At 66.8% G+C, this 21,148-nt stretch carries 16 protein-coding genes and 1 pseudogene; 10 read left to right on the top strand and 7 right to left on the bottom strand.

The genetic code is table 11. The annotated features are described in order from the left end of the window. Positions 1–180: 180 nt before the first annotated feature. From KZX46_RS17205 to odhB, 5 genes are all read left to right on the top strand, one after another. Complete coding sequence (locus KZX46_RS17205) at positions 181–2,004, top strand: bifunctional diguanylate cyclase/phosphodiesterase (protein WP_219774996.1); 1,824 nt, start codon at positions 181–183, stop codon at positions 2,002–2,004. A 74-nt stretch (positions 2,005–2,078) separates the two neighbouring features. Beyond that, on the top strand, positions 2,079–3,278 hold the full coding sequence (sucC, locus tag KZX46_RS17200) for an ADP-forming succinate--CoA ligase subunit beta (protein WP_216708007.1): 1,200 nt from the start codon (positions 2,079–2,081) through the stop codon (positions 3,276–3,278). A 3-nt stretch (positions 3,279–3,281) separates the two neighbouring features. Next, positions 3,282–4,157, top strand: a complete 876-nt coding sequence (gene sucD / locus KZX46_RS17195) for a succinate--CoA ligase subunit alpha (protein ID WP_216708006.1) — start codon at positions 3,282–3,284, stop codon at positions 4,155–4,157. A gap of 80 nt (positions 4,158–4,237) precedes the next feature. Continuing rightward, on the top strand, positions 4,238–7,090 hold the full coding sequence (locus KZX46_RS17190; protein WP_219774995.1) for a 2-oxoglutarate dehydrogenase E1 component: 2,853 nt from the start codon (positions 4,238–4,240) through the stop codon (positions 7,088–7,090). A 50-nt stretch (positions 7,091–7,140) separates the two neighbouring features. Next, positions 7,141–8,475 (top strand): 2-oxoglutarate dehydrogenase complex dihydrolipoyllysine-residue succinyltransferase, encoded by a 1,335-nt coding sequence (gene odhB, locus KZX46_RS17185; RefSeq protein ID WP_219774994.1) that lies wholly within the window; start codon positions 7,141–7,143, stop codon positions 8,473–8,475. Here the strand turns inward: odhB and KZX46_RS17180 are convergent. Next, positions 8,429–9,412, bottom strand: coding sequence for a mechanosensitive ion channel family protein (locus tag KZX46_RS17180; protein ID WP_219774993.1), 984 nt, complete (start codon positions 9,410–9,412; stop codon positions 8,429–8,431). The genes odhB and KZX46_RS17180 overlap by 47 nt on opposite strands. A gap of 101 nt (positions 9,413–9,513) precedes the next feature. On the opposite strand from KZX46_RS17180, the gene lpdA reads away from it, so the two are divergent. Beyond that, entirely contained in the window at positions 9,514–10,908 is a 1,395-nt protein-coding gene (gene lpdA / locus KZX46_RS17175; protein WP_219774992.1) for a dihydrolipoyl dehydrogenase, read from the top strand. 9 nt (positions 10,909–10,917) lie between these two features. Here the strand turns inward: lpdA and KZX46_RS17170 are convergent, their stop codons facing one another. Next, positions 10,918–12,117, bottom strand: a complete 1,200-nt coding sequence (locus tag KZX46_RS17170) for a cation:proton antiporter (RefSeq protein ID WP_226896020.1) — start codon at positions 12,115–12,117, stop codon at positions 10,918–10,920. Between the two features lie 471 nt (positions 12,118–12,588). Here KZX46_RS17170 and KZX46_RS17165 point away from each other — a divergent pair, with 471 nt between their 5' ends. After that, positions 12,589–13,215, top strand: coding sequence for a trimeric intracellular cation channel family protein (locus KZX46_RS17165; protein WP_219774991.1), 627 nt, complete (start codon positions 12,589–12,591; stop codon positions 13,213–13,215). A 177-nt stretch (positions 13,216–13,392) separates the two neighbouring features. On the opposite strand, the gene KZX46_RS17160 is transcribed toward KZX46_RS17165, so the two are convergent. After that, positions 13,393–14,676: a c-type cytochrome gene (locus KZX46_RS17160; RefSeq protein ID WP_219774990.1), complete on the bottom strand. Its 1,284-nt coding sequence runs from the start codon at positions 14,674–14,676 to the stop codon at positions 13,393–13,395. 100 nt (positions 14,677–14,776) lie between these two features. Between KZX46_RS17160 and fliD the strand changes: the two genes are divergently transcribed. After that, entirely contained in the window at positions 14,777–16,234 is a 1,458-nt protein-coding gene (fliD, locus tag KZX46_RS17155) for a flagellar filament capping protein FliD (protein ID WP_219774989.1), read from the top strand. Between the two features lie 10 nt (positions 16,235–16,244). Beyond that, positions 16,245–16,685 (top strand): flagellar protein FliS, encoded by a 441-nt coding sequence (locus KZX46_RS17150; protein WP_219774988.1) that lies wholly within the window; start codon positions 16,245–16,247, stop codon positions 16,683–16,685. 2 nt (positions 16,686–16,687) lie between these two features. Here KZX46_RS17150 and KZX46_RS22995 read toward each other — a convergent pair whose 3' ends face one another. Both KZX46_RS22995 and KZX46_RS23520 read right to left on the bottom strand, forming a co-directional pair. Next, complete coding sequence (locus KZX46_RS22995; protein ID WP_226896019.1) at positions 16,688–17,035, bottom strand: helix-turn-helix domain-containing protein; 348 nt, start codon at positions 17,033–17,035, stop codon at positions 16,688–16,690. 170 nt (positions 17,036–17,205) lie between these two features. Then, positions 17,206–17,700: pseudogene (locus tag KZX46_RS23520) on the bottom strand (sigma-54 factor interaction domain-containing protein); the annotation flags it as partial. 208 nt (positions 17,701–17,908) lie between these two features. Between KZX46_RS23520 and KZX46_RS17140 the strand changes: the two are divergent. Further along, positions 17,909–18,742, top strand: a complete 834-nt coding sequence (locus KZX46_RS17140) for a MarR family winged helix-turn-helix transcriptional regulator (protein WP_219774986.1) — start codon at positions 17,909–17,911, stop codon at positions 18,740–18,742. Here the strand turns inward: KZX46_RS17140 and KZX46_RS17135 are convergent. Both KZX46_RS17135 and KZX46_RS17130 read right to left on the bottom strand, forming a co-directional pair. Continuing rightward, a complete protein-coding gene (locus KZX46_RS17135; protein ID WP_370647467.1) occupies positions 18,657–19,661 on the bottom strand; it encodes an alpha/beta fold hydrolase in 1,005 nt (334 codons plus the stop codon). The two genes, KZX46_RS17140 and KZX46_RS17135, sit on opposite strands and share 86 nt — an antisense overlap. Positions 19,662–19,687: 26 nt before the next feature. Continuing rightward, positions 19,688–21,073 carry a cytochrome P450 gene (locus KZX46_RS17130; protein WP_219774985.1) on the bottom strand — a complete coding sequence of 462 codons (1,386 nt, stop codon included), beginning with the start codon at positions 21,071–21,073 and terminating at the stop codon, positions 19,688–19,690. Between the last annotated feature and the right edge of the window lie 75 nt (positions 21,074–21,148).

The raw sequence follows: 21,148 nt of genomic DNA, 5'->3' as shown, positions 1-21,148 counted from the left end.
GAATGCCCGTGACAAGCATCCCTCCACCATTGAGTTTTGTACAGTATCGTATATCCAGTGTCTTGAATGGTACGATAGCTAGGTTCAAGGATTTGCGTGACCACCCCCAACAGCCGTTCGGCCGGGAGATGATTGCGAGTTTACAGGTTGCTTTACGTACCGCGTACGTTCGGAGGAATTGTGCCGCTTACTAGGTTGCAGGAAAAGGCGCGGCTCGCTGCACTGTACAAGTACGATGTCCTCGACACACCGGCTGAGGCGTCGTTCGACCGGATCAGTCGCGCTGCTGCCGAGATCTGTTCGACCCCGATGGCGTTGGTGAGCCTCGTCGACGACGATCGCCAATGGTTCAAATCGAATATTGGCGTTACGGTTTCGGAAACCCCGCGCGCAGTTTCATTTTGTACGCATACCGTGGATCGCGGCGAGCTTCTTGTTGTTCCGGATGCATCGGTCGACCCGTTGTTCTTCGACAGCCCATTCGTGGCTGGCGAGATGTCGTTACGCTTCTACGCGGGGGCACCGCTGACGACACCCGATGGACATTGTATTGGTGCGTTGTGTGTCCTTCATACGGAAAAGCGCGACGAAGGATTGTCGCCAATTCAGGCGCAGATGCTCGAAGCCCTCGCGGCGCAGGTCGTCGTCGAGCTCGAGCTGCGGCGCTGTGTGGCACAGCTCCAGTGGTCGGCGCATCACGATGCGCTGACCGGGCTCGGCAACCGGGTGTACTTCCACAAGCAGCTCGACGCGCTGCTGGCCAAGCAGATCGGGCGCGATCCGCCGGCCCGGGTTGCTCTCGCACTGCTCGACCTCGACCATTTCAAGCAGGTCAACGATGCTTATGGCCACGACGCCGGCGATGCCCTCCTCAAGGTCGTCGCGGCGCGGCTCGACGATTTTCTCATGCCTGACGAGATGGCAGCGCGGCTTGGCGGCGACGAATTCGTCCTGATCCTGCCCAACTGCGGCAGCGACTTCCTCGTCGAGCGGCGATTGGCCCAGCTGATCGAAAAGCTGCGCGAACCTTATGTGTTCGAGGGGCGCCAGCTCGATGTGTCCGCGAGCATCGGCGTCGCGTGCTCGCCGCGGGCGGGCCGGGACAGCAAGACCCTGCTCAAACACGCCGATATCGCGATGTACCGGGCGAAGGCGGCGGGACGGAGCGTTGTCTGGATGTATCGGCGCGCGCTCGGCGATGATGTCGAACGGCGGGTCGAGATCTTCAATGTCGTTCGCGCCGCGATCCGCAGCGGCGACATTTTCCCGTATTATCAGGCGCAATTCGATCTTGAGACCGGGGCCATCGTCGGCTGCGAGGCGCTGGCCCGGCTGCGCGACAGCACCGGCAAGATCCGCCTTCCCGCCGAGATCGAGGAAGCGTTCGACGATTTCGACCTCGGCGTCGGGATCGGTGTCTGCATTCTCCGGCGGGTCGTCAAGGACATCCGCGGCTGGATCGACCAGGGCATCGACGTCGGCCATGTCTCGATCAACGCGTCGGCCGCCGAATTGCGCCGGGTCGATTATGCCGACGCCATGCTCAACACCCTTGCGGAGGCGGGCGTGCCGCCGGCGTATCTCCAGGTCGAGGTCACCGAGAGCGTCTTCCTCGGGCGCGGGTCGGAGCGGGTCGAGGAGACGTTGAACGCGCTCAACGCCGCGGGAATCGCGATCGCACTCGACGACTTCGGCACCGGGTTCGCCTCGCTGTCGCATCTCAAGCGGTTTCCGGTCGATATCATCAAGATCGACCGCAGCTTCGTCTCGAGCGTCGAGGACAATGACGACGATGCGACGATCGTCGCGGCGGTGATCGGGCTCGCGCGCAACCTCGGGATGAAGATCGTCGCCGAAGGTGTCGAGACCGCCGGACAGGCAGCAATTCTTCGCGGCCTCGGCTGCCGCGTCGTCCAGGGGAACCACTTCAGCCGCCCGGTAACCGCGGACGCCTTGACCCGGATGCTGGAGGCGGACACCGCCGTCGACGCGGCGCGTAGTTAAGCTCCGCCTTGCGGTCGGCCGACGGGCATTCCATAGAGCGGTGCGTCTAGCATCTGCCGGGGAACACCGCGCCAATGAACATCCACGAATATCAGGCGAAGGAACTCCTCGCCAAATTCGGCGTCGCCATTCCGGCGGGCTATGCCGCGATGTCGGTCGACGAAGCGGTCGCGGCCGCCGGCAAGCTCCCCGGGCCGCTGTACGTCGTCAAGGCGCAGATCCACGCCGGCGGGCGCGGCAAGGGCAAGTTCAAGGAACTCGGTCCCGATGCCAAGGGCGGCGTCCGGCTGGCGAAGACGCTCGACGAGGTCCGCGCCGCGGCGAACGACATGTTCGAAAACACCCTGGTCACGATCCAGACCGGCGAGCACGGCAAGCAGGTCAACCGCCTGTACGTCACCGACGGCGTCGACATCGCCCGCGAATTGTATCTCGCGCTGCTCGTCGACCGCCAGTCGAGCGAGATCGCGCTGGTCGCCTCGACCGAGGGCGGCATGGACATCGAACACGTCGCCGAGCACACGCCGGAGCGCATTCACACCTTCATGGTCGACCCCGCCGCCGGCATCCAGCCGCACCACGGGCGCAGCGTCGCCTTCGCGCTCGGCCTGACCGGCGACCTCGGCAAGCAGTGCCAGAAGGTCGTCGCGCAGCTGTACGACATGTTCGTGTCGACCGACGCGGCGCAGGTCGAGATCAACCCGCTCGCAGTCACCGACGACGGGAAATTGCTCGTCCTCGACGCCAAGGTCGGCTTCGACGACAACGCGATGTTCCGCCACCCCGACGTCGCCGAACTCCGCGACTTCACCGAGGAGGACCCCGCCGAGGTCGAGGCGTCGAAGTACGACCTCAGCTACATCAAGCTCGACGGCACGATCGGCTGCATGGTCAACGGCGCCGGCCTCGCGATGGCGACGATGGACATCATCAAGCTCAACGGTGCCGAGCCGGCGAACTTCCTCGACGTCGGCGGCGGCGCGACGACCGAGAAAGTGACGGCGGCGTTCAAGATCATCCTGTCCGACCCGAACGTGAAGGGCATCCTCGTCAACATCTTCGGCGGGATCATGCGCTGCGATATCATCGCCGAGGGCATCATCGCCGCGGCGAAGGAAGTGAATTTGAGCGTGCCGCTGGTCGTCCGCCTCGAAGGCACCAACGTCGAGCTGGGCAAGAAAATTCTCGCGGAGAGCGGCCTGCCGATCATCAGCGGCGACAATCTCGGCGACGCAGCGGCGAAGATCGTCGCCGAAGTGAAGAAAGCGGCCTAACCCATGAGCATTCTCGTCAACGCCGCCACGCGCGTCATCTGCCAGGGCTTTACCGGCAAGCAGGGGACGTTCCACTCCGAGGCGGCGATCGCGTACGGCACCAAGATGGTCGGCGGCGTCGCCCCCGGTAAGGGCGGATCGACCCACCTCAACCTGCCGGTATTCGACACCGTGCTCGAGGCGAAGGAGCGGACCGACGCCGACGCCAGCGTGATCTACGTCCCGCCGCCGTTCGCCGCCGACGCGATCCTGGAGGCGATCGACGCCGAGATCGGGCTGATCGTCTGCATCACCGAGGGCATCCCGGTGCTCGACATGGTCAAGGTCAAGCGCGCGCTGTCGGGGTCGAAGTCGCGGCTGATCGGGCCGAACTGCCCCGGCGTGATGACGCCAGGCGAGTGCAAGATCGGCATTATGCCCGGCAATATCTTCATGAAGGGCTCGGTCGGCGTCGTCTCGCGTTCGGGAACGCTGACGTACGAGGCTGTCCACCAGACGACGGCTGTCGGGCTTGGCCAGACCAGCGCGGTTGGCATCGGCGGCGATCCGGTCAACGGCACTGACTTCATCGACGTCCTCGAACTCTACCTAGCGGACCCCGCGACGACGTCGATCATCATGATCGGCGAAATTGGGGGAGCTGCGGAAGAAGACGCCGCCGAGTTCATCCGCCTGAACAAGGTCAAGAAGCCGATGGTCGGCTTCATCGCCGGTCGCACGGCTCCTCCGGGCCGCCGCATGGGCCACGCCGGGGCGATCGTCGCGGGCGGCAAGGGCAAGGCCGAGGACAAGATCGAGGCGATGCGCGCCGCCGGGATCCGTGTCGCCGATTCACCCTCGGCGCTGGGCACGACGCTGATCGAGCTGCTGCGGGGTTGAAGCTCCGTCATGGCGGGGTGACATACGGTGACCCCGCCGTTATGACCCCTCGCGCGGGCGACAATCCGAGGACGTGACCAATGGACTATGAGGGCGGAATTCCCGCGGCCAGCGACATGGCCGGGCCGTCGTGGGCGCGCGCCGATTGGCCGCCGCAGCCGACCGATGCGCTGACACTGGCGCTCGATGCATCGGGGATCGACCTGCCGCCGAAGGCCGCGAAGCCCGCACCCGGCAAGCCGGCCGCCGCTGCGCCCGCCCCCGCACCGGCCGCACACGCACCGGCCCACGACGCCGCCGCGATCGAGCAGGCCGCGCAAGACTCGATCAGCGCGATGATGCTGATCCGCACCTATCGCGTGCGCGGCCATCTCGCGTCGAACCTCGATCCGCTCGGCCTGACCAAGCGCGACCTGCCCGCCGACCTGACGCCCGAATATCATGGCTTCAAGGAGGCCGACCTCGACCGCGAAATCTTCCTTGGTGGTGCTTTGGGCATGGAACGCGGCACCGTCCGCGAACTCGTCTCGATCCTGCGCGCGAATTATTGCGGCAACGTCGGCGTCGAGTACATGCACATCAACGACGTCGAGGAGCGCCGTTTCATCCAGGAGCGCATCGAAGGGCGCGACAAGGAAATCCAGTTCAGCGAGCTGGGCAAGAAGGCGATCCTCAACAAGCTGATCGAAGCCGAGCAGTTCGAGCGTTTCCTCGGCAAGAAATACGTCGGGACCAAGCGCTTCGGTCTCGACGGCGGTGAATCGATGATCCCGGCGATGGAGTCGATCATCAAGATCGGCGGCCAGAACGGCATCAAGGAGATCATCTTCGGCATGCCGCATCGCGGGCGGCTCAACATGCTCGGCAACGTCATGCAGAAGCCGTTCCGCGTGATCTTCCACGAATTCGGCGGCGGTTCGGCGAACCCCGACGACGTCGGCGGGTCGGGCGACGTCAAGTACCACCTCGGCACTTCGACCGACCGCGAGTTCGACGGCAACAAGGTCCACCTGTCGCTGACGCCGAACCCGTCGCACCTCGAAGCGGTCGACCCCGTCGTCCTCGGCAAGGTCCGCGCGATCCAGACGGTGCGCGGCGACGAAGACCACGGCGAAGTCCTCCCCGTCCTAATGCACGGCGACGCCGCATTCGCGGGCCAGGGGATCGTCGCCGAATGCTTCGGTTTTTCCGGCCTGACCGGCTACAACACCGGCGGCTGCATCCATTACGTCGTCAATAACCAGATCGGCTTCACCACCAGCCCGCAGTTCGCGCGCTCGTCGCCGTACCCGAGCGACGTCGCCAAGATCGTCCAGGCGCCGATCTTCCACGTCAATGGCGACGACCCCGAAGCGGTGACCTTCGCCACCAAGGTCGCGACCGAATTCCGCCAGCAATTCAAGCGCGACGTCGTCATCGACATGTGGTGCTACCGCCGCTTCGGCCACAACGAGTCCGACGAGCCGAGCTTTACCCAGCCGCTGATGTACGCCGCGATCGGCCACCACCCGCCGGTCAGCGAGCTCTACGCCAAGCGCCTGATCGCCGAAAACGTCGTCGACGAGGCATGGGTCGCCGACAACATCGCGCAGTTTACCAACCGCCTCGAAGGCGATTTCGCCGCCGCGACCGGGTACAAGGCGAACAAGGCCGAATGGTTCGAGGGTCGCTGGTCGGGCCTCGGCAAGCCGAAGGAAGAAGTCACCGGACGCCGCGCTGCCGAGACCGGTGTGGCCACCGACGACTTGCGCACCGTCGGCTCCGCGCTGGTGACCGTGCCGCCGGCGTTCACCGTCCACAAGACGCTCGCCCGCATTCTCGACGCCAAGGCTTCGACGATCACCACCGGCGAGGGGATCGATTGGGCGACCGCCGAGGCGCTGGCGTTCGGCACGCTGTTGCAGGACGGCTATGGCGTCCGCCTGTCGGGACAGGATTCGGGGCGCGGCACCTTTTCGCAGCGTCACTCGGTCTGGGTCGATCAGGTCGACGGCAGCAAGTACACGCCGTTGAAGTCGATCGACGCGAAGTTCGAGGTGCTCGACTCACCGCTCAGCGAGTTCGGCGTGCTCGGCTTCGAATACGGCTATTCGCTCGCCGACCCCAAGACGCTCGTGCTGTGGGAAGGCCAGTTCGGCGACTTCGTCAACGGCGCGCAGGTAATGATCGACCAGTTCATCGCCGCGGGCGAGGCGAAGTGGCTGCGCGCGACCGGGCTCGTCATGCTGCTGCCGCACGGCTTCGAGGGGCAGGGGCCCGAACATAGTTCGGCGCGGCTCGAACGTTTCCTCCAGCTTTGCGCCGAGGATAATATGCAGGTGGCGAACTGCACGACGCCGGCGAACTATTTCCACCTGCTGCGCCGCCAGATGATGCGCGATTTCCGCAAGCCGTTGGTCGTGATGACGCCGAAGTCGCTGCTGCGGTCGAAGCGCGCGGTATCGAGCCTCGCCGACATGGCGGCGGGATCGAGCTTCCACCGCTGCCTCGACGACATCAACCCGGTCCCCGACGCGCAGGTCCGGCGGCTCGTGCTGTGTTCGGGCAAGGTCTATTACGACCTGCTCGAAGCGCGCGAGAAGAACGCCCGCGACGACATCTACATCCTGCGTGTCGAACAACTCTACCCGTTCCCGGCCGACGTCGTCGCCGACTACGCCGCGCGCTTCACCGGCCTCGAGGAGGTCGTCTGGGCACAGGAGGAGCCGCGCAACGCCGGCGCATGGAGCTTCGTCGCACCGCTGATCGAGGCCGCGCTCGAAAAGCGCCCGGCTTACGCCGGACGCGCGGCGGCGGCTGCGACCGCGACCGGGCTGCTCAAGCGCCACAATGCCGAGCAGGCGAAGCTGATCGCCGAAGCGCTCGGCGCGACGCGGTCCGAAGTTACCGCGGCGATCCGCGGCGGGCTGAAGTCGGTCCAGGCGGCCGAGTGACGCCGCGCGGCCTCATATTCTCATTCGACGGCATTGTTTGGAACTAGATCATGGCAACCGACGTCACCATTCCCGCGCTGGGTGAATCGATCACCGAGGCGACCGTCGGCGAGTGGCTCAAGGCCCCCGGCGACGCGGTCGCCGCCGACGAACCGATCGTCAGCCTCGAAACCGACAAGGTCGCGGTCGAAGTGCCGTCGCCGGTCGCCGGCACGATGGGCGAGCAGCTGTTCAAGGTCGGCGACACCGTCAACGTCGGCGCGCTGATCGCACGCATCGAGAGCGGGGCAGGGGCTCCGGCACAGATGGCGGCCCCGACTCCGGCGGTCGTCGAGAACGTCAAGGCTGCGGCTGCAAAGGCCGAGCCGAGCAAGGCCGAGACGCCGAAGCCCGAAACCAAGGCAGATGCCCCCGCACCGACCGCCGAGCCACTGCCGTCGAAGACCGCGCCCGCCGAACCCGCGCTCGCACCGACCCCTGCATCGCATGACGAGCTTGAGGCTATCGCCCCCGCCGTCCGCCGCCTGCTCGGCGACTATAACCTCGACCCGGCGTCGATCACCGGCACCGGCCTCGACGGCCGCCTGACGAAGGGCGACGTTCTCGCCGCAATCGAGGCGGGGACGGCAAAGGTCATCGGTAAGCCCGCCGCCGCCGCTCCGGCTGGCCCCGCTGCTGCGCCCGAGCGCAAGGAGGAGCGCGTTCGCATGACCCGCCTCCGCCAGACGATCGCGCGGCGGTTGAAGGAAGCGCAGAACACCGCGGCGATGCTGACGACATTCAACGACGTCGACATGACCGCGGTGATGGCGGCGCGGACCAAGTACAAGGATCTGTTCGAAAAGAAGCACGGCGTCCGCCTCGGCTTCATGTCGTTCTTCGCCAAGGCGGTCGTCCTCGCGCTGCGCGACATCCCGTCGGTCAACGCCGCAATCGAGGGCGACGAGATCGTCTACCGCGACTACGCCGACCTCGGCATCGCGGTGTCGTCGCCGGGCGGGCTCGTCGTCCCGGTCCTCAAGGACGCTAACAAGCACAGCTTCGCCGATATCGAAAAGGCGATCGGCGACTTCGGCCGCCGCGCGCGCGACGGCAAGCTGACGATGGCCGACATGCAGGGCGGCACCTTCACGATCACCAACGGCGGCGTTTTCGGCTCGCTGATGTCGACCCCGATCCTTAACACCCCGCAGTCGGGTGTGCTCGGCATGCACCGGATCGAGGACCGCCCGGTCGTCCGCGACGGCCAGATCGTCATCCGCCCGATGATGTACCTCGCGCTCAGCTACGACCACCGCCTCGTCGACGGCCGCGAGGCGGTCACCTTCCTCGTCGCGGTCAAGGACGCGATCGAGGATCCGGCGCGTCTGCTGATCGATCTGTAGCGGCATCTCCGGCCGGCAGTATCCGGCGGCGCGGCTTCGGCGGGTTGGTGCCGGCGGGCCAGCCCTCGCGCTGCTTCGTCCGATCGCCGTCGGTTTCCTCGCTCTGGTCGTGGAGCAGGACAACCGTCGTCGGGAACGGCAGGTCGATGCCGTGCGCTGTCGCCGTCTTATGGATCGCGAGAATGACGCGGGCACGCGCGTGGACGACATCGGTCCGCTTCGAGCTGACCCACCAGCGGGCTTTGATGTTCACCGTCGACTCGGCGAGTTCCCACACCAGTGCGTCGGGCGCGGGGTCCGCCAGCACGCCCTCGACTGCGGCGATCGCCGCGACGAAGGTTGCCGCCGTCGCCTCGGGATCATCACCATAGCCGATCCCGATGAGATATTCGTCGCGGCGGTGCGGGAACGCCGTGTTGACGACGACCGGCGAAGTATAGACGTCGCTGTTCGGGATGATGACGCGGCGGCCGTCGTAGGTCTTGATCAGCGTCGCACGACTTTCGATGTGCTCGACCGTACCTTCGAACCCCTTGACGACGATCTGGTCGCCACGCCGATATGGGCGATTGACGAGTAGAAGCAGCCCGGCGAGCAAATTCTGTAAGATATCCTTGAAAGCAAAGCCGATCGCCACTGATCCGACGCCGAGCGTTGCGAACACCCCGCCGGGATTGACGCTCGGGAAGACGATCGCAGCCGCGAACAGCACTGCAATGATCTGAATTCCGCCCTTGGCCAAGCTACCGAGCAAATTGCCGAGATCATTGCGCCCGCGCGTCGCCGCGACGCGAGCGATCGCCGATTTGACGAGCCGAGAGACGAACCATGCGATCGCGAGGAAGACGATCGCCGCGACCATATTCGGTAGCAGCAGGAAAAACTCGGCGACAAAGCTGTTAACTTTGGCGGTGATCAGATCGATGGGGGCGCGCATCGTCGGCAAACTGGTCGCGGACGATGTTGGTTCCCCTCCGGGGTAGCGCGACGGGTCCCGACCGCCTATCTGCTGCGGTGCAGCGCCAGCGAGGGTACGACATGGCCGACGACTTCGACGTAGTGGTAATCGGCTCCGGCCCGGGCGGTTACGTCGCCGCGATCCGCGCCGCCCAGCTCGGCCTTAAGACCGCGTGCATCGAGAAGCGCGACCGGCTCGGCGGCACATGCCTCAACGTCGGCTGCATCCCGTCGAAGTCGCTCCTCCACGCATCCGAATATTACGATGAGGCGCGCGGCGGCCACCTCAAGAAGTTCGGCATCACCTTCCCGAGCGTGGAGATCGACGTGCCGACGTTGATGGGTGAGAAGGACAAGGCGGTCCGTGAGCTGACCGACGGCGTCGCCTTCCTGTTCAAGAAGAACAAGGTCGAGTGGATCAAGGGCGAGGGCAGCTTCACCGACGCGAAGACGCTCAAGGTCGGCGACCGCAGCATCACCGCGAAGAACTTCATCATCGCGACGGGGTCGGAAGTCCTGCTCCTTCCCGGCATGGTCCCCGACGGCGAGGTGCTGATCACCTCGACCGAGGCGCTCGCGCTGCCCAAGGTGCCCGAGCATCTGGTGATCATCGGCGGCGGCTATATCGGGCTCGAGATGGGCTCGGTGTGGCGGCGGCTTGGCGCGAAGGTCACCGTCGTCGAATACGCCGACCGTGTCGTCCCCGCGATGGACGCCGAGGTCGGGATCGCCTTCGCCAAGCTGCTGGCCAAGCAGGGCATGGTGCTGCGGACCGCGACCAAGGTTATCGAGGCGCGGCGCGACGGGGCGGGGGCGATCGTCGTCGTCGAACCGGCGAAGGGCGGCGCGCGCGAGGAGATCGCCGCTGATATCGTCCTGCTGTCGATCGGGCGGCGGCCGAACACCGATGGCCTCAACCTCGCGTCGACCGGGCTCAAGCTCGACGAGCGCGGGCGGGTGCCGATCAACCCCGACTTCTCGACGAGCGTCGCGGGCATCTGGGCGATCGGCGACGTCGTCCCCGGGCCGATGCTCGCGCACAAGGCCGAGGACGAGGGCATCGCCTGCGCTGAAAACATCGCCGGGCTCAACGGGCTGGTCAACCACGCGGTCATCCCGGCGGTGGTCTATACCCAGCCCGAAGTCGCCTCGGTCGGCCGGACCGAGGAGGAACTCAAGGCGGCGGGCGTCGAGTATAAATCCGGCAAGTTCCCGTTCAGCGCCAACAGCCGGGCGAAGGCGAACCGCGAGACCGACGGCTTCGTCAAGGTCCTCGCCGATGCTGCGACCGACCGCGTCCTCGGCGTTCACATCCTCGGCTCGATGGCTGGCGCGATGATCGCCGAGGCGGCGGCGGTGATGGAGTTCGGCGGGTCGTCGGAGGACATCGCCTACACCTGCCACGCCCACCCGACGCACTCCGAGGCGCTCAAGGAAGCGGCGATGGCGGTCCAGGGCAAGCCGATCCATATGTAGCTCGCCGGGTCACGGCGCGGCTGCCCGGAAATAGCGGGCGAGTCGCGGCGTGACGACCGGGATCGTCAGCATCGTGCTGCCGAGCGCCATCAGGAGCAGCGCGGTGAAGGTCGCGTTGGTGATGATTGCGCGGTCGAGCAGGATGTTGGCGAAGATGATCATGATCAGCGCCTTGGTCTGAAGCAGCCAGCCGATGATCGACGCCTCGCCGGGCCGCCATTTGAGCAGCCGTCCGGCGACGTGGACCCCGATCAGCTTGCCCACGACCGACGCCGCGAGCAGCAGCGCGGCCGCGGCGAAGACCGACACACCGCCGACGTTCCATTGCGTCTTCAGGCCGGTCGACAGGAAGAAGACCGGCATCACCGCAAGCAGCACGAAGTGGCGGAAGCGGTCGATCGCCTCGCGGTCGAACCACTTTGCATCGAGCACCGCGCCCGACAGGAATGCGCCGACCATGAAGTGCAACCCGGCCCAGTCGGCGGCGAATCCGCAGCCGGCGAGCCAGATCAAGCTGAGATACCAGCGGTCCCGCTCGGTCGACCGCGCCATGATCCAGCGGAACACAAGCGTCGCGACCGCGAAGCCGACGAAGAACCCCGCCTGCCGCCCGACCCGGTTCCAGTCGAGCAGGATCAGCGCGAGGACGCCCCAGATCGCGACGTCGTCGAGGCTCGCATAGCGCAGGACGCGCTGGCCGAATGGTGTCCGCAGGACGTCGAGCTTTTCCAGGAACAGCACGAGGATCGGCAACGCGGTGACCGCGCATGCCATGCCGATGCCGAGGACGACCTGCCACGTCGCCCCCGCCGGTCCGCGCCAGCCGGGAAACTGGAGCATCACGATCGCGGCGAGACTTCCCGCGATCAACGGCATGACGAGCGCGAGACCCGCCGTGGTCCCGGTCTCGCGGCGGCGCTGCCACGCCTCGCCGAGGTCGAGCTCGATTCCAGCAACCCAGACGAACATCATCACCGCCCATGCCGCGATGCCGTTCAATGAGCCGATCGTCGCGGGGGTGAAGATCGTCGCGTAATAAGCCGGGGCGGCGGTGCCGAGGACGCCGGGGCCGAGCAGGATGCCGCCGACGATCTGGACGACGACGAGCGGTGCCCAATAGTCGGTCCGGGCGAACCGCCAGACGAGGTACGGCGCGGTGAAGACGATCAGCAGCGCGAGGAGAAAGACCTCGGTTGGACTCATGTGCATCTAACGATCCCCCGATGGTAGCGGTAACGTGCAGCGTGCGCGGTGGGAAGGGGGGCGGGGTTTGGAACCGGGGACGCAAGGCTGCGAGGACGCGAGGACGCGAGGCTCAATCAGTGTCATCCCCGCGAAAGCGGGGACCCAAGGTCACGATTGTTGGCGACCTTGGGTCCCCGCTTTCGCGGGGATGACAGTAAATAAGCCTAGCGCCTCGCGCCCCGCGCCTGCGTGGTCGGCCTTGCTTCCGGTCTCGATCGACGCCGCCGTTTCAGGATCGAAGAAACCGCTGTCCTACACGCCCTGCGATCGTCAGACTCGTGGCATGGCGCTCATCCTCACCCTTCGGAACCTCGCAGACCCTTCAGGAGCCCGACGGGGAGCCGCGTTTCATTCCGACGTGGCGTCAACTTCATCAACTTTGGAATATTGTTGCGCGAAAGAAACGGTCCCGACTCGCGTCGGAGTAGAAGTGGCATGATCGCCGGGTTCGCCGACGTTACCCCCCTGATCGCCGTCCTCGACTATGCCGGGGTCGCGGTATTTGCCGCAACCGGCGCGCTCGCGGCGGCGCGGGCGAAGCAGACCATCGTGACGTTCGTCTTCTTCGCTGCGGTGACCGGGGTCGGCGGCGGCACGCTCCGCGACCTGCTGATCGGCGCACCTGTATTCTGGGTCCATCGCAGCGATTATCTCGGGGTGTGTATCGTTGCCGCCGCGCTCGTCTGGCTGCTCCAGGCCGATCGCTGGCGGTTGCGCACCTTGCTGTGGCTCGATGCGGCGGGGATGGCGGCGTATGCGGTGATCGGTGCGGCGAAGGGCGCGGCATACGGGGTGCCGCCGGTCGCGCAGGTGGCGATGGGCGTGCTCACCGCGAGCTTCGGCGGAATCATCCGCGACCTGCTGGCGAACGAGCCGTCGGTCCTGCTCAGCCGCGAGATCTATGTGTCGGCGGCGGCGCTGGGGGCGGTCGTCTATGTCGTCGGGACACAGGCCGGGGAGTCGACCTTCGCCGCTGGCGGCGCGGGCGTCATCGCCTGCTTCGGCGTGCGAGCCGCAGCGCTCGGTTTCGGCCTGACACTTCCCGGCTACCGTGACCGGTAAATTGGCGCTGTCCTACACCCATGCCGATGCTCATAGTCACAACGTCGAGTCGCCAACGGGCGAGGGAGTGCGCCTTCTCATCGTCAGTCGCCGCGGCGGTCATAACAGACGGCGAGAGCATATTTCGCTCATGCTCGCCGCGGCAATTTCCAAGATACATTTAATCTCTCGGTTATCTTAGCTGCCACGCTGGGGTTGGACGAGCTTGGCTTCGGCCTTGAGAACACTCGCGCCATACGGCGTTTGGGCGGCGTAATAGGCCGACACCGCGCCAATCTCGCGATCGGTCAGGTTCTTCGCTACACCGACCATCGGGTTGTACTTGCCCGAGTTTCCACGGCCGCCGGCACGGAACAGCTTGAGTTGGTTGATCAGATAATCCTCGTTCTGGCCATTGAGACGCGGGTAGGCGCGAACATCGGCGTCGGCCAAGGCGTGGCAGCCGCTGCACGCGCCGATCTTGCGGTCACGCAGGCCCTGAAGGGCAATCTGCTGGCCGTAGGCGACGTCGGCAGCAGGGACTTGGAACGTCGCCGCGGCGAGCGACTTCGCCTTGGGCTGGCTCGAATAATACGCCGCAACCTGCTGGATCTGCTGCGGTGAGAGCTGGTCGGCGACGGTCTGCATGTAGGCGCTGTGGCGCTTGCCGCTGGCGAACGAAGTCAGTGCGCTGGCGATATACTGCTGGCTGAGGATCGCGAGGTTGGGGAAGGCCCCGACCGCACGCCCGGTCCCCGCCGACCCGTGGCAGCGCGAGCAGGTTTCGATCACCGCGCCGGTCTGGCCGAACTGGTCGGGGCCGGTCGCCGGGAAGACATAATGGTTGATGTCGCCCTGCGGGATCGTAGAATTGTGGCTGACGTAGGGACGCAGGACCGGGTCGCTGCCGAAGTCGATCCGGGGAAGGTTGGTGTTGCCGCTGGCGCTCTCGCCGAGCGCAACGCGGCGGTAGATGTCGTACTTGAGGTCGGGCAATGTCTTGACGAAGGCGACCATCGACCAGATTTCGTCGTCCCGAAGCTGGGTCGGCCAGCCGGGCATCGCGCTATACTTGACGCCGTGCTTCAGGACCCAGAAAATCTCCTTGTCGTTCAAGTCCTTGATCTGGGCGGGCAAATACGGCGGGCGCGGGGTCATCGCGAGCGCGATCGGGTTCTGGCCGGTTCCCGGCGCGCCGTGGCAATTGGCGCAGACGTTGGCGTAATGCGCCGCCCCGAGTGCGACCCGGTTCGGGCTGTTGAGGTCGGCCGGCGGGGTCAGGTCGCTCGAATGGAACGAGACCGAGCGGCTGAAGACGAAGTGGAGGAACTTCGCCCACAGCTGCGGGTGCGGGGTCGTCGCGGCCAGGTTCGGGACGCCGGACAGGACGACGATCGTCGCGACAACCAGCGCGGTGAAGCCAGCGGCGATGAGCGGGCCGAGCCATTGCAGGAGCCGCCGGGGGAAGAGATCACGGAGCATCGGCGAAACCCTTTAATGGTCTCGCTCAAACTGATGCCCGCCAACCCGGTTCCGTAACAGACGCGGCTAAGCCTTGGGTGCGACAAGACGTTAACCTGACATGACCAGTATCCTCACCACGCTCGGGGTCGGATCGGGGCTCGACACGACCGCGCTGATCGACGCGCTGGTCAAGGCGCAGCACGATCCACGCGATACCGCGCTGACCACCCGGTCGACGGTCAACGACGCGCGCGTCTCGGGCGTGTCTCAAGTCAACTCGGGGCTGAGCGGGCTTATCACGGCGCTGTCGTCGCGGACCGTCGGCGGCGCGCTCGGGCCATTGCCGTCGAGCAGCGATCCGACGGTGGTCGCCGCGAGCGCGACCAGTGGCGCGACGCCGTCGCTCGACCCGATCGACATCGTCGTCAACGCCCTCGCCGCCGGGCAGACCCTCGTCGCCGCGACGGTCGCGTCACCCGCTGCGCCTGTCGGGCTCGGCACGCTGACGCTGACCTTCGGCACCGCGACGAGCGACGGGCAGGGCGGCTTCGGCTTTGCCGGGGGGTCCGCCGCGCCGATCACGGTCACGATCGACCCGACGAACAACAGCCTGACGGGGCTCCGCGACGCGATCAATGCCGCGCAGAAGGGCAACGCGACCGCGGTCGTCGCGAGCATCATCGCGGACTCGACCGGCGCCCGCCTCGTCCTCAAGGGCCCGGGAGGCGCGGCTTCGGCGTTCATTGTCGCCGACCCAGGGGCCAGCGCGGACGGCGTCGCCGATAACGGGCTCAATCGCTTCGTCTACACGCCGGCCGCCAGCACGATGACGGTCGCCGCGACCGCCCATGACGCCTCGCTTACCGTCGACGGGATCGCGATTACGCGCCCGACGAACCACTTCTCCGACCTGATCGACGGCGTGACGCTCGACCTCCGCAAGGCCTCGCCGGGGACGACGGTGACGATCGCCGCGACCCGCGATGGCGACGGCCTCAAGAGCGCGATCCGCGACCTTGTCGCGGCGCTGAACGCTGTCGGCGCGACCGCCAAGGCGCTGACCCACACCGCGACGACGTCCGATCCGGCGGGGGCATTGGTCGGCGACGCGACGATGCGGCGGTTCGAGCAGCAGCTCGCGGCATTGACCTCGAGCGTCACCGGCAGCGCTGTTGCCGGGGTGCCGTCGCTGCTCGCCGACCTCGGCATCACGACGGCGCGCGACGGGACGCTGAGCGTCGATGAGACGAGGCTTGGAGCCGCCGTCGCCGCTTTCCCCGATGCGGTCGAGAAGATCCTCGTCGGGTTGACTACCAACGGCGCGACCAAGGGGGCGCTGACCGCGCTTGCCGCCGACTTCGCCGCGGTGACCAAGACCGGCGATGCCTCGAACCGCTACGCCCGCGAGACGACCGCGATCGCATCCGACCGGGCCACCCTCGACGCGCGGATGACGACGTACCGGGCGACGCTGGTGACGCAATACGCCGCGATGGAGGCCGCCGTCGCCGCCTCCAAATCGACCCAGGCCTTTCTCGACGAGCAGATCAAGGCGTGGAACCAGACGACCAATTGAGGAGATGCCGATGCCGCTCGCCCATCATGCCTACGCCCCTCGCGCCACAGGGATGCCGAGCCCGGCGGCGGCGATCGCGCGGCGCTACCGCGACGCCGACCTCCGTGATCGGATTGCCGCCGCGACGCCACATGGGCTCGTCGCGATGCTCTACTCGGGCGGTCGCGAGGCGCTGACGGCGGCGGCGACTGCGACCACCATTGGGGACGCGGCGGCGCGGGTTGCGGCGACGACGCGGGCGCTGCGGATCCTCGATGCGCTCGACGCCGCGCTCGACCATGGCCGCGGCGGGACCATCGCGCGAGCGCTGGCGGATGCCTATGCGCAGGTTCGCGCGGTGACAGTTGCCGCGAGTAGCGAGCGCCGCGCCGACCTGTTCGCCGGCGCTTCGGAACAGCTTGGAGGGCTCGCGCGGGCGTGGGGGGCGATCGTCGTACCGGCTGCGCGATAAGGTCAGCAGTCCACCGGGCGCTCGATCTGGAGCCGCCGCATCTTCTCGATCAACGTCGTCCGGCGCAGGCCGAGTAGGCGTGCCGACCCCGCGATGCCGCCCGCAGTCCGGCCGAGCGCATCGCGGATATACGCCTGCTCGACCTCGTCGAGCACCGCCTTGAGGTCGATCGGCTCGCCGTCGCGCCACGGGCTACGATCGTGGCGCGACGGCATCGCGGGCGACCGGTCGAGCGTGTGCCCCTCGCCATGGAGGAGTGTCGCCGCGAGCGTCCGGTCGAGCAGCGCGCCGGGGTGGAGTGCAGTCGCCCGCGCGACGAAGTTCCGCAGCTCGCGGACGTTCCGCGCCACGGCTGAGCGGCGAGATAGTCGGTCGCGCTGGCGGTGAAGCCGACGCGGGGCCGCTCGCTGTGGCGGGCGAAGTGTTCGAGCAGCAGCGGGACGTCGCTCTCGCGCTCGGCGAGGCCGGGAAGGCGGATCTCGACGACTGCCAGCCGGTAGAACAGGTCCTCCCTGAAGCGCCCCGACGCGACCGCCTCGGCGAGATCGACGTTGGTCGCCGCGATCAGCCGGACGTCGACCGGGAAGGCGAGCATGCCGCCGACGCGCTCGACGAGGCGGGTTTCGAGGATTCGCAGCAGCTTGACCTGGAACTCGGCGGGCATGTCGCCAATCTCGTCGAGGAACAGCGTGCCGGTGTCGGCGAGCTCGAAGCGCCCGCGGCGCGCCTTGGCGGCACCAGTGAACGACCCGGCCTCGTGCCCGAAAATCTCGCTTTCGAGGAGGTCGCGGGGAATCGCGGCGCAGTTGATCGCGACGAACGGCCGGGCGGCGCGGCTGCTCCGCTGGTGAAGCAGTTGCGCGACGACCTCCTTGCCGCTCCCCGACGGGCCGGTGACAAGGATCGACACCGACGACGCGGCGAGCTGGTCGACGAGGGCGCGGACCTTGACGATCGCGGGGCTAGCCCCGACCAGTTCGGCGAGCTTGGTCGGCGGCGACGCAGGGGCTTTCATGGCGAAAAGTCCTGTTGGTGACGCAACACTCTGGAAAACCGCGCGACACTCGCCGCAGCAGAAAGCGGCTAGGCAGGAACCTATACCTGCAGGTATGGGTGCAAAGTCGTTTTGCATCCGAAATGGCGGAAAAGTGCGAACGTTTTCGGCAGCTTGGCGTGCGGCGAGTTTTAGTGGGGATTGACATATTTTGTTAACTGAAAAAGCTGTGGCGTTACGATTCGGCGATGTAACGACGCTGTGCGCTGTTTCTCCCGCATGGGCCGACCGCTACCGCGATGCACTTGCCGGGGAGGGGCTTGCGGTCGGCTTCGTCGCCGATGGCGCAGCATTGACGGCGACGCTTGCGGATCATTGGACGATCGATGTCGTCGTCCTCGATCTCGCCCTCGCGACTCCTGCGCTGGCAGCGCGGCTGAGTGCTTCGGGGCCACGCGTGCTTGCCTTCGGCAACCCGGAGCATGCGGGCTTGGCGCTCGCGAGCAACCTTGCAGACTTCATTGCCGAGGTGCCGGCTGCCGCCGACCTCGTTGCCGCGATCCGGGAAGCTGCCGCCGCGCCTACGGCCGCCGGCGTCGCCGATCGGTCGGACCAGAGTTCGGCGCGGCTCGGGGCGTTGGGAGCCGAAGCCGAGCGGGTCGCGGCGGCACTCGCGCGGCTGATCGCACCGACCGATGCGAGCGACCCGCCACCGGTCGATCCCGGAGCCATTCGCCAGATCGTCCGGGCGCGGCGGGCGCGCGACCGGTATTTCCCTGCCGACATCTTCGCCGACCCGGCGTGGGACATGCTGCTCGACCTGACCGCCGCGCGCGCCGAGGGGCAGCCGGTGTCGGTGTCGAGCCTGTGCATCGCCGCGTGCGTGCCGCCGACGACCGCGCTCCGCTGGATCCGGACGCTATGCGATGCCGGGCTTTTCGAGCGCGCCAGCGACCCGGGCGATGCGCGGCGGGCGTTCATCGCGCTGGCCGAGCCGACGGCGCGGGCGATGGCGCGCTATCTGGGGGTGTTTGTCCGGCCGGAGAATCAAGACCCGCGATGAAGGCGGCGACGTCGGCGGCCGAGCGGTCGGGGGTCTCCTCCATCGGCAGGTGGCCGATGCCGTCGTAGATGTTCGTCCGGCTGTGGGGCAGGTGCGCGGCGAAATAGGCGGCTGAAGCGACGGGGATGAAGCGGTCCTCACGGCCCCACAGGATCAGCACAGGGGCGTCGATGCGGGCGAGGTCGGCGGGGCTGACCGACGAATAGCCCTGCGCGAAGCGGTCGAGCGTCGCCGCGCGGTTGCCGGGGTAGCGCAACAGCTCCCAATAGCGGTCGATCATCGCCGGGGTCATCACCGCCTTGTTCGACACCGCCCCACCGAACGACGCGGCGATCAGCGAGCGCGGGGTGATGCTGCTGGCGATGTTGCGGATGACGGGGGCGCGGGCAATGCGGAGCGCGAGCGGGGTGTCGCGGGCGCCTTCGGGGTAAGGCGCGCCGCTGGCATCGACGAGGATCAGCCCGGCAATGCGGTCGGGATGATCGGCAGCATAGCGCGCAGCGACGCCCCCACCCATCGAGTTTCCGGCGAGCACAAACCGCGTCAGTCCGCGGTTTGCGACGACCGCCGCGAGCACCTTGGCATAGGCGGACTGGGTGTATTGGCCATCGGGCGCGGGACCGGTCAGGCCATGAGCGGGGAAGTCAAAGCTGATGATCCGGAAGCGGTCGTCGAGCCGCGCGACCCACGGCTCCCAGGTATGGAGCGAGGCGTTCGAGCCGTGGAGCAGGAGGAGTGGGACGCCGTCGCGCTTGCCCTCGTCGCGCAGGTGGACGGTCAAGCCGGGCAAGACCTCGACGAATTGCGAGGCGGGCGAGGCGTACTTCGCCCGGAGTGTCGCAACGGGGATGTCGGGAACGCGGAAGACCAGCCACGCGACCACCGCGACGGCGACGAGCGCCGCGACGATCCATGCCACGATCCGCAATCCCCGACGCGCCGCCACTAGAGCCGTTCGAGGCGGATCGGCAGGCCGTCCTTGGGCTTGGGGATCGGGAACATCTGAAAATCGCAGACATATTCCGGATCGACGACGACACGGTACTCGCTGAGCAGGGTGTAGAAGAACGACTTCATCTGCATGTAGGCGAAGTGCAGCCCGATGCACATGTGCGCGCCCCCGCCGAAGGGGACCCACGCGTATTTGTGGCGGCCCTTCGAGCGGTTGTGGCTGAAGCGCGACGGGTCGAAGGTCTCGGGGTCTTCCCAATATTCGGCCATGCGGTGGGTGTACATCGGGTTGACCCCGACGTGCGTCCCCCCGGGGATGGTGAAGCCGTTGAAGGTGAAGTCGCGGAGCGCGCGGCGCGGGACCGACGGCACCGGCGGGAGCAGCCGCAGCGCCTCCTTGAATGCCCATTCGGTCTGCTCGAGCTCGCCGAGGCGGTCGAACGGCAGCTCGGGCCCGGCGGTGGCGCGGACCGCCATGATTTCGGTCCGCAGCCGGTCCTGCCACTCGGGGTTCTTCGCCAGATAATAGATTGTCGAGGTCAGCGATGACGTCAGCGTGTCGTGCGCCGCCATCATCAGGAAGTTCATGTGGTCGATTATCTCTTGGTCGGTCAGGAGGTCGCCGGCGTCGTTGCGGGCGTTGCAAAACTGGGTGAAGAAGTCCGCGCCGGTCGCGCCGCGGCGCTTGGGGATCTCGCGGGCGAAGAACTTCGACATGAACTTGTGGCCCTTGACCCCGCGGCCCATCGCGGTGAACGGCAGGGGGACGCGGACGATGCCGATCGACGCCGCGACCATGTCGACGAACGCCTTGTTGATAGCGTCCGCCTCGGGGCCCCACGTGATGCCGAGGAACGAGGTCGCGGCGAGGTCGAGGGTCAACGCCTTGATCGCGGGGTAGAATTTGAACTCGGTTCCGGTCGGCCAGCCGGCGATGCCGCGCGCGATCCCGGTGTTGAGCGCGCCGAGATAGTGGCGCATCGGCTCGGGCTTGAACGCGACCGACAGCGTCTTGCGGTCGGCGCGGTGGTGGTCGAAGTCGAGCAGCATGAGCCCGCGCGGGAAGACGCGGCCGAGGATCGGGGTCCAGCCGAGCTCGGACGAGAAGTTCTTGTCTTTGTCGAACAGCACCAGCTCGTTGGCGTCGGGACCGATCAGCCCGACGTTCCAGCCCCCGAAGTTGTTGACGCGGTAGACCTTGCCGAAGTTGGCGACGTTGGCGGTGACCCCGGCGAGCGGGTCCTTGAGGAACTCGATCGTCCGGATCAGCGGCAGCGGATGCGGCTTGAGCCCAGGCAGATGCGACAGCTCGGCATAGGTCGGGAGGTGGAGGTCCTTGTCGGCGGGGACGAAGGTGCCGGACTTGACGGGGGCGTTCATCGGAGCGGCTCCTCGGGTTTTACGGAGTGATGATACGCAGCTTCACAGACCGACGCAACGGGATATGTGCTTTCT

Source organism: Polymorphobacter sp. PAMC 29334 (assembly GCF_019431245.1).
In the GTDB taxonomy this organism is placed as follows: Bacteria; Pseudomonadota; Alphaproteobacteria; order Sphingomonadales; family Sphingomonadaceae; genus Polymorphobacter_B; species Polymorphobacter_B megasporae.
Note: the sequence above shows the minus strand (reverse complement) of the source record. Positions and strands in the feature narration are given on the sequence as shown.

Coding starts and splice junctions, on each gene's coding strand:
- sucC (WP_216708007.1), top strand. CDS start 2,079: ATGAACATCCACGAATATCAGGCGAAGGAACTCCTCGCCAAATTCGGC.
- sucD (WP_216708006.1), top strand. CDS start 3,282: ATGAGCATTCTCGTCAACGCCGCCACGCGCGTCATCTGCCAGGGCTTT.
- KZX46_RS17190 (WP_219774995.1), top strand. CDS start 4,238: ATGGACTATGAGGGCGGAATTCCCGCGGCCAGCGACATGGCCGGGCCG.
- odhB (WP_219774994.1), top strand. CDS start 7,141: ATGGCAACCGACGTCACCATTCCCGCGCTGGGTGAATCGATCACCGAG.
- KZX46_RS17180 (WP_219774993.1), bottom strand. CDS start 9,412: ATGCGCGCCCCCATCGATCTGATCACCGCCAAAGTTAACAGCTTTGTC.
- lpdA (WP_219774992.1), top strand. CDS start 9,514: ATGGCCGACGACTTCGACGTAGTGGTAATCGGCTCCGGCCCGGGCGGT.
- KZX46_RS17170 (WP_226896020.1), bottom strand. CDS start 12,117: ATGCACATGAGTCCAACCGAGGTCTTTCTCCTCGCGCTGCTGATCGTC.
- KZX46_RS17165 (WP_219774991.1), top strand. CDS start 12,589: ATGATCGCCGGGTTCGCCGACGTTACCCCCCTGATCGCCGTCCTCGAC.
- KZX46_RS17160 (WP_219774990.1), bottom strand. CDS start 14,676: ATGCTCCGTGATCTCTTCCCCCGGCGGCTCCTGCAATGGCTCGGCCCG.
- fliD (WP_219774989.1), top strand. CDS start 14,777: ATGACCAGTATCCTCACCACGCTCGGGGTCGGATCGGGGCTCGACACG.
- KZX46_RS17150 (WP_219774988.1), top strand. CDS start 16,245: ATGCCGCTCGCCCATCATGCCTACGCCCCTCGCGCCACAGGGATGCCG.
- KZX46_RS17130 (WP_219774985.1), bottom strand. CDS start 21,073: ATGAACGCCCCCGTCAAGTCCGGCACCTTCGTCCCCGCCGACAAGGAC.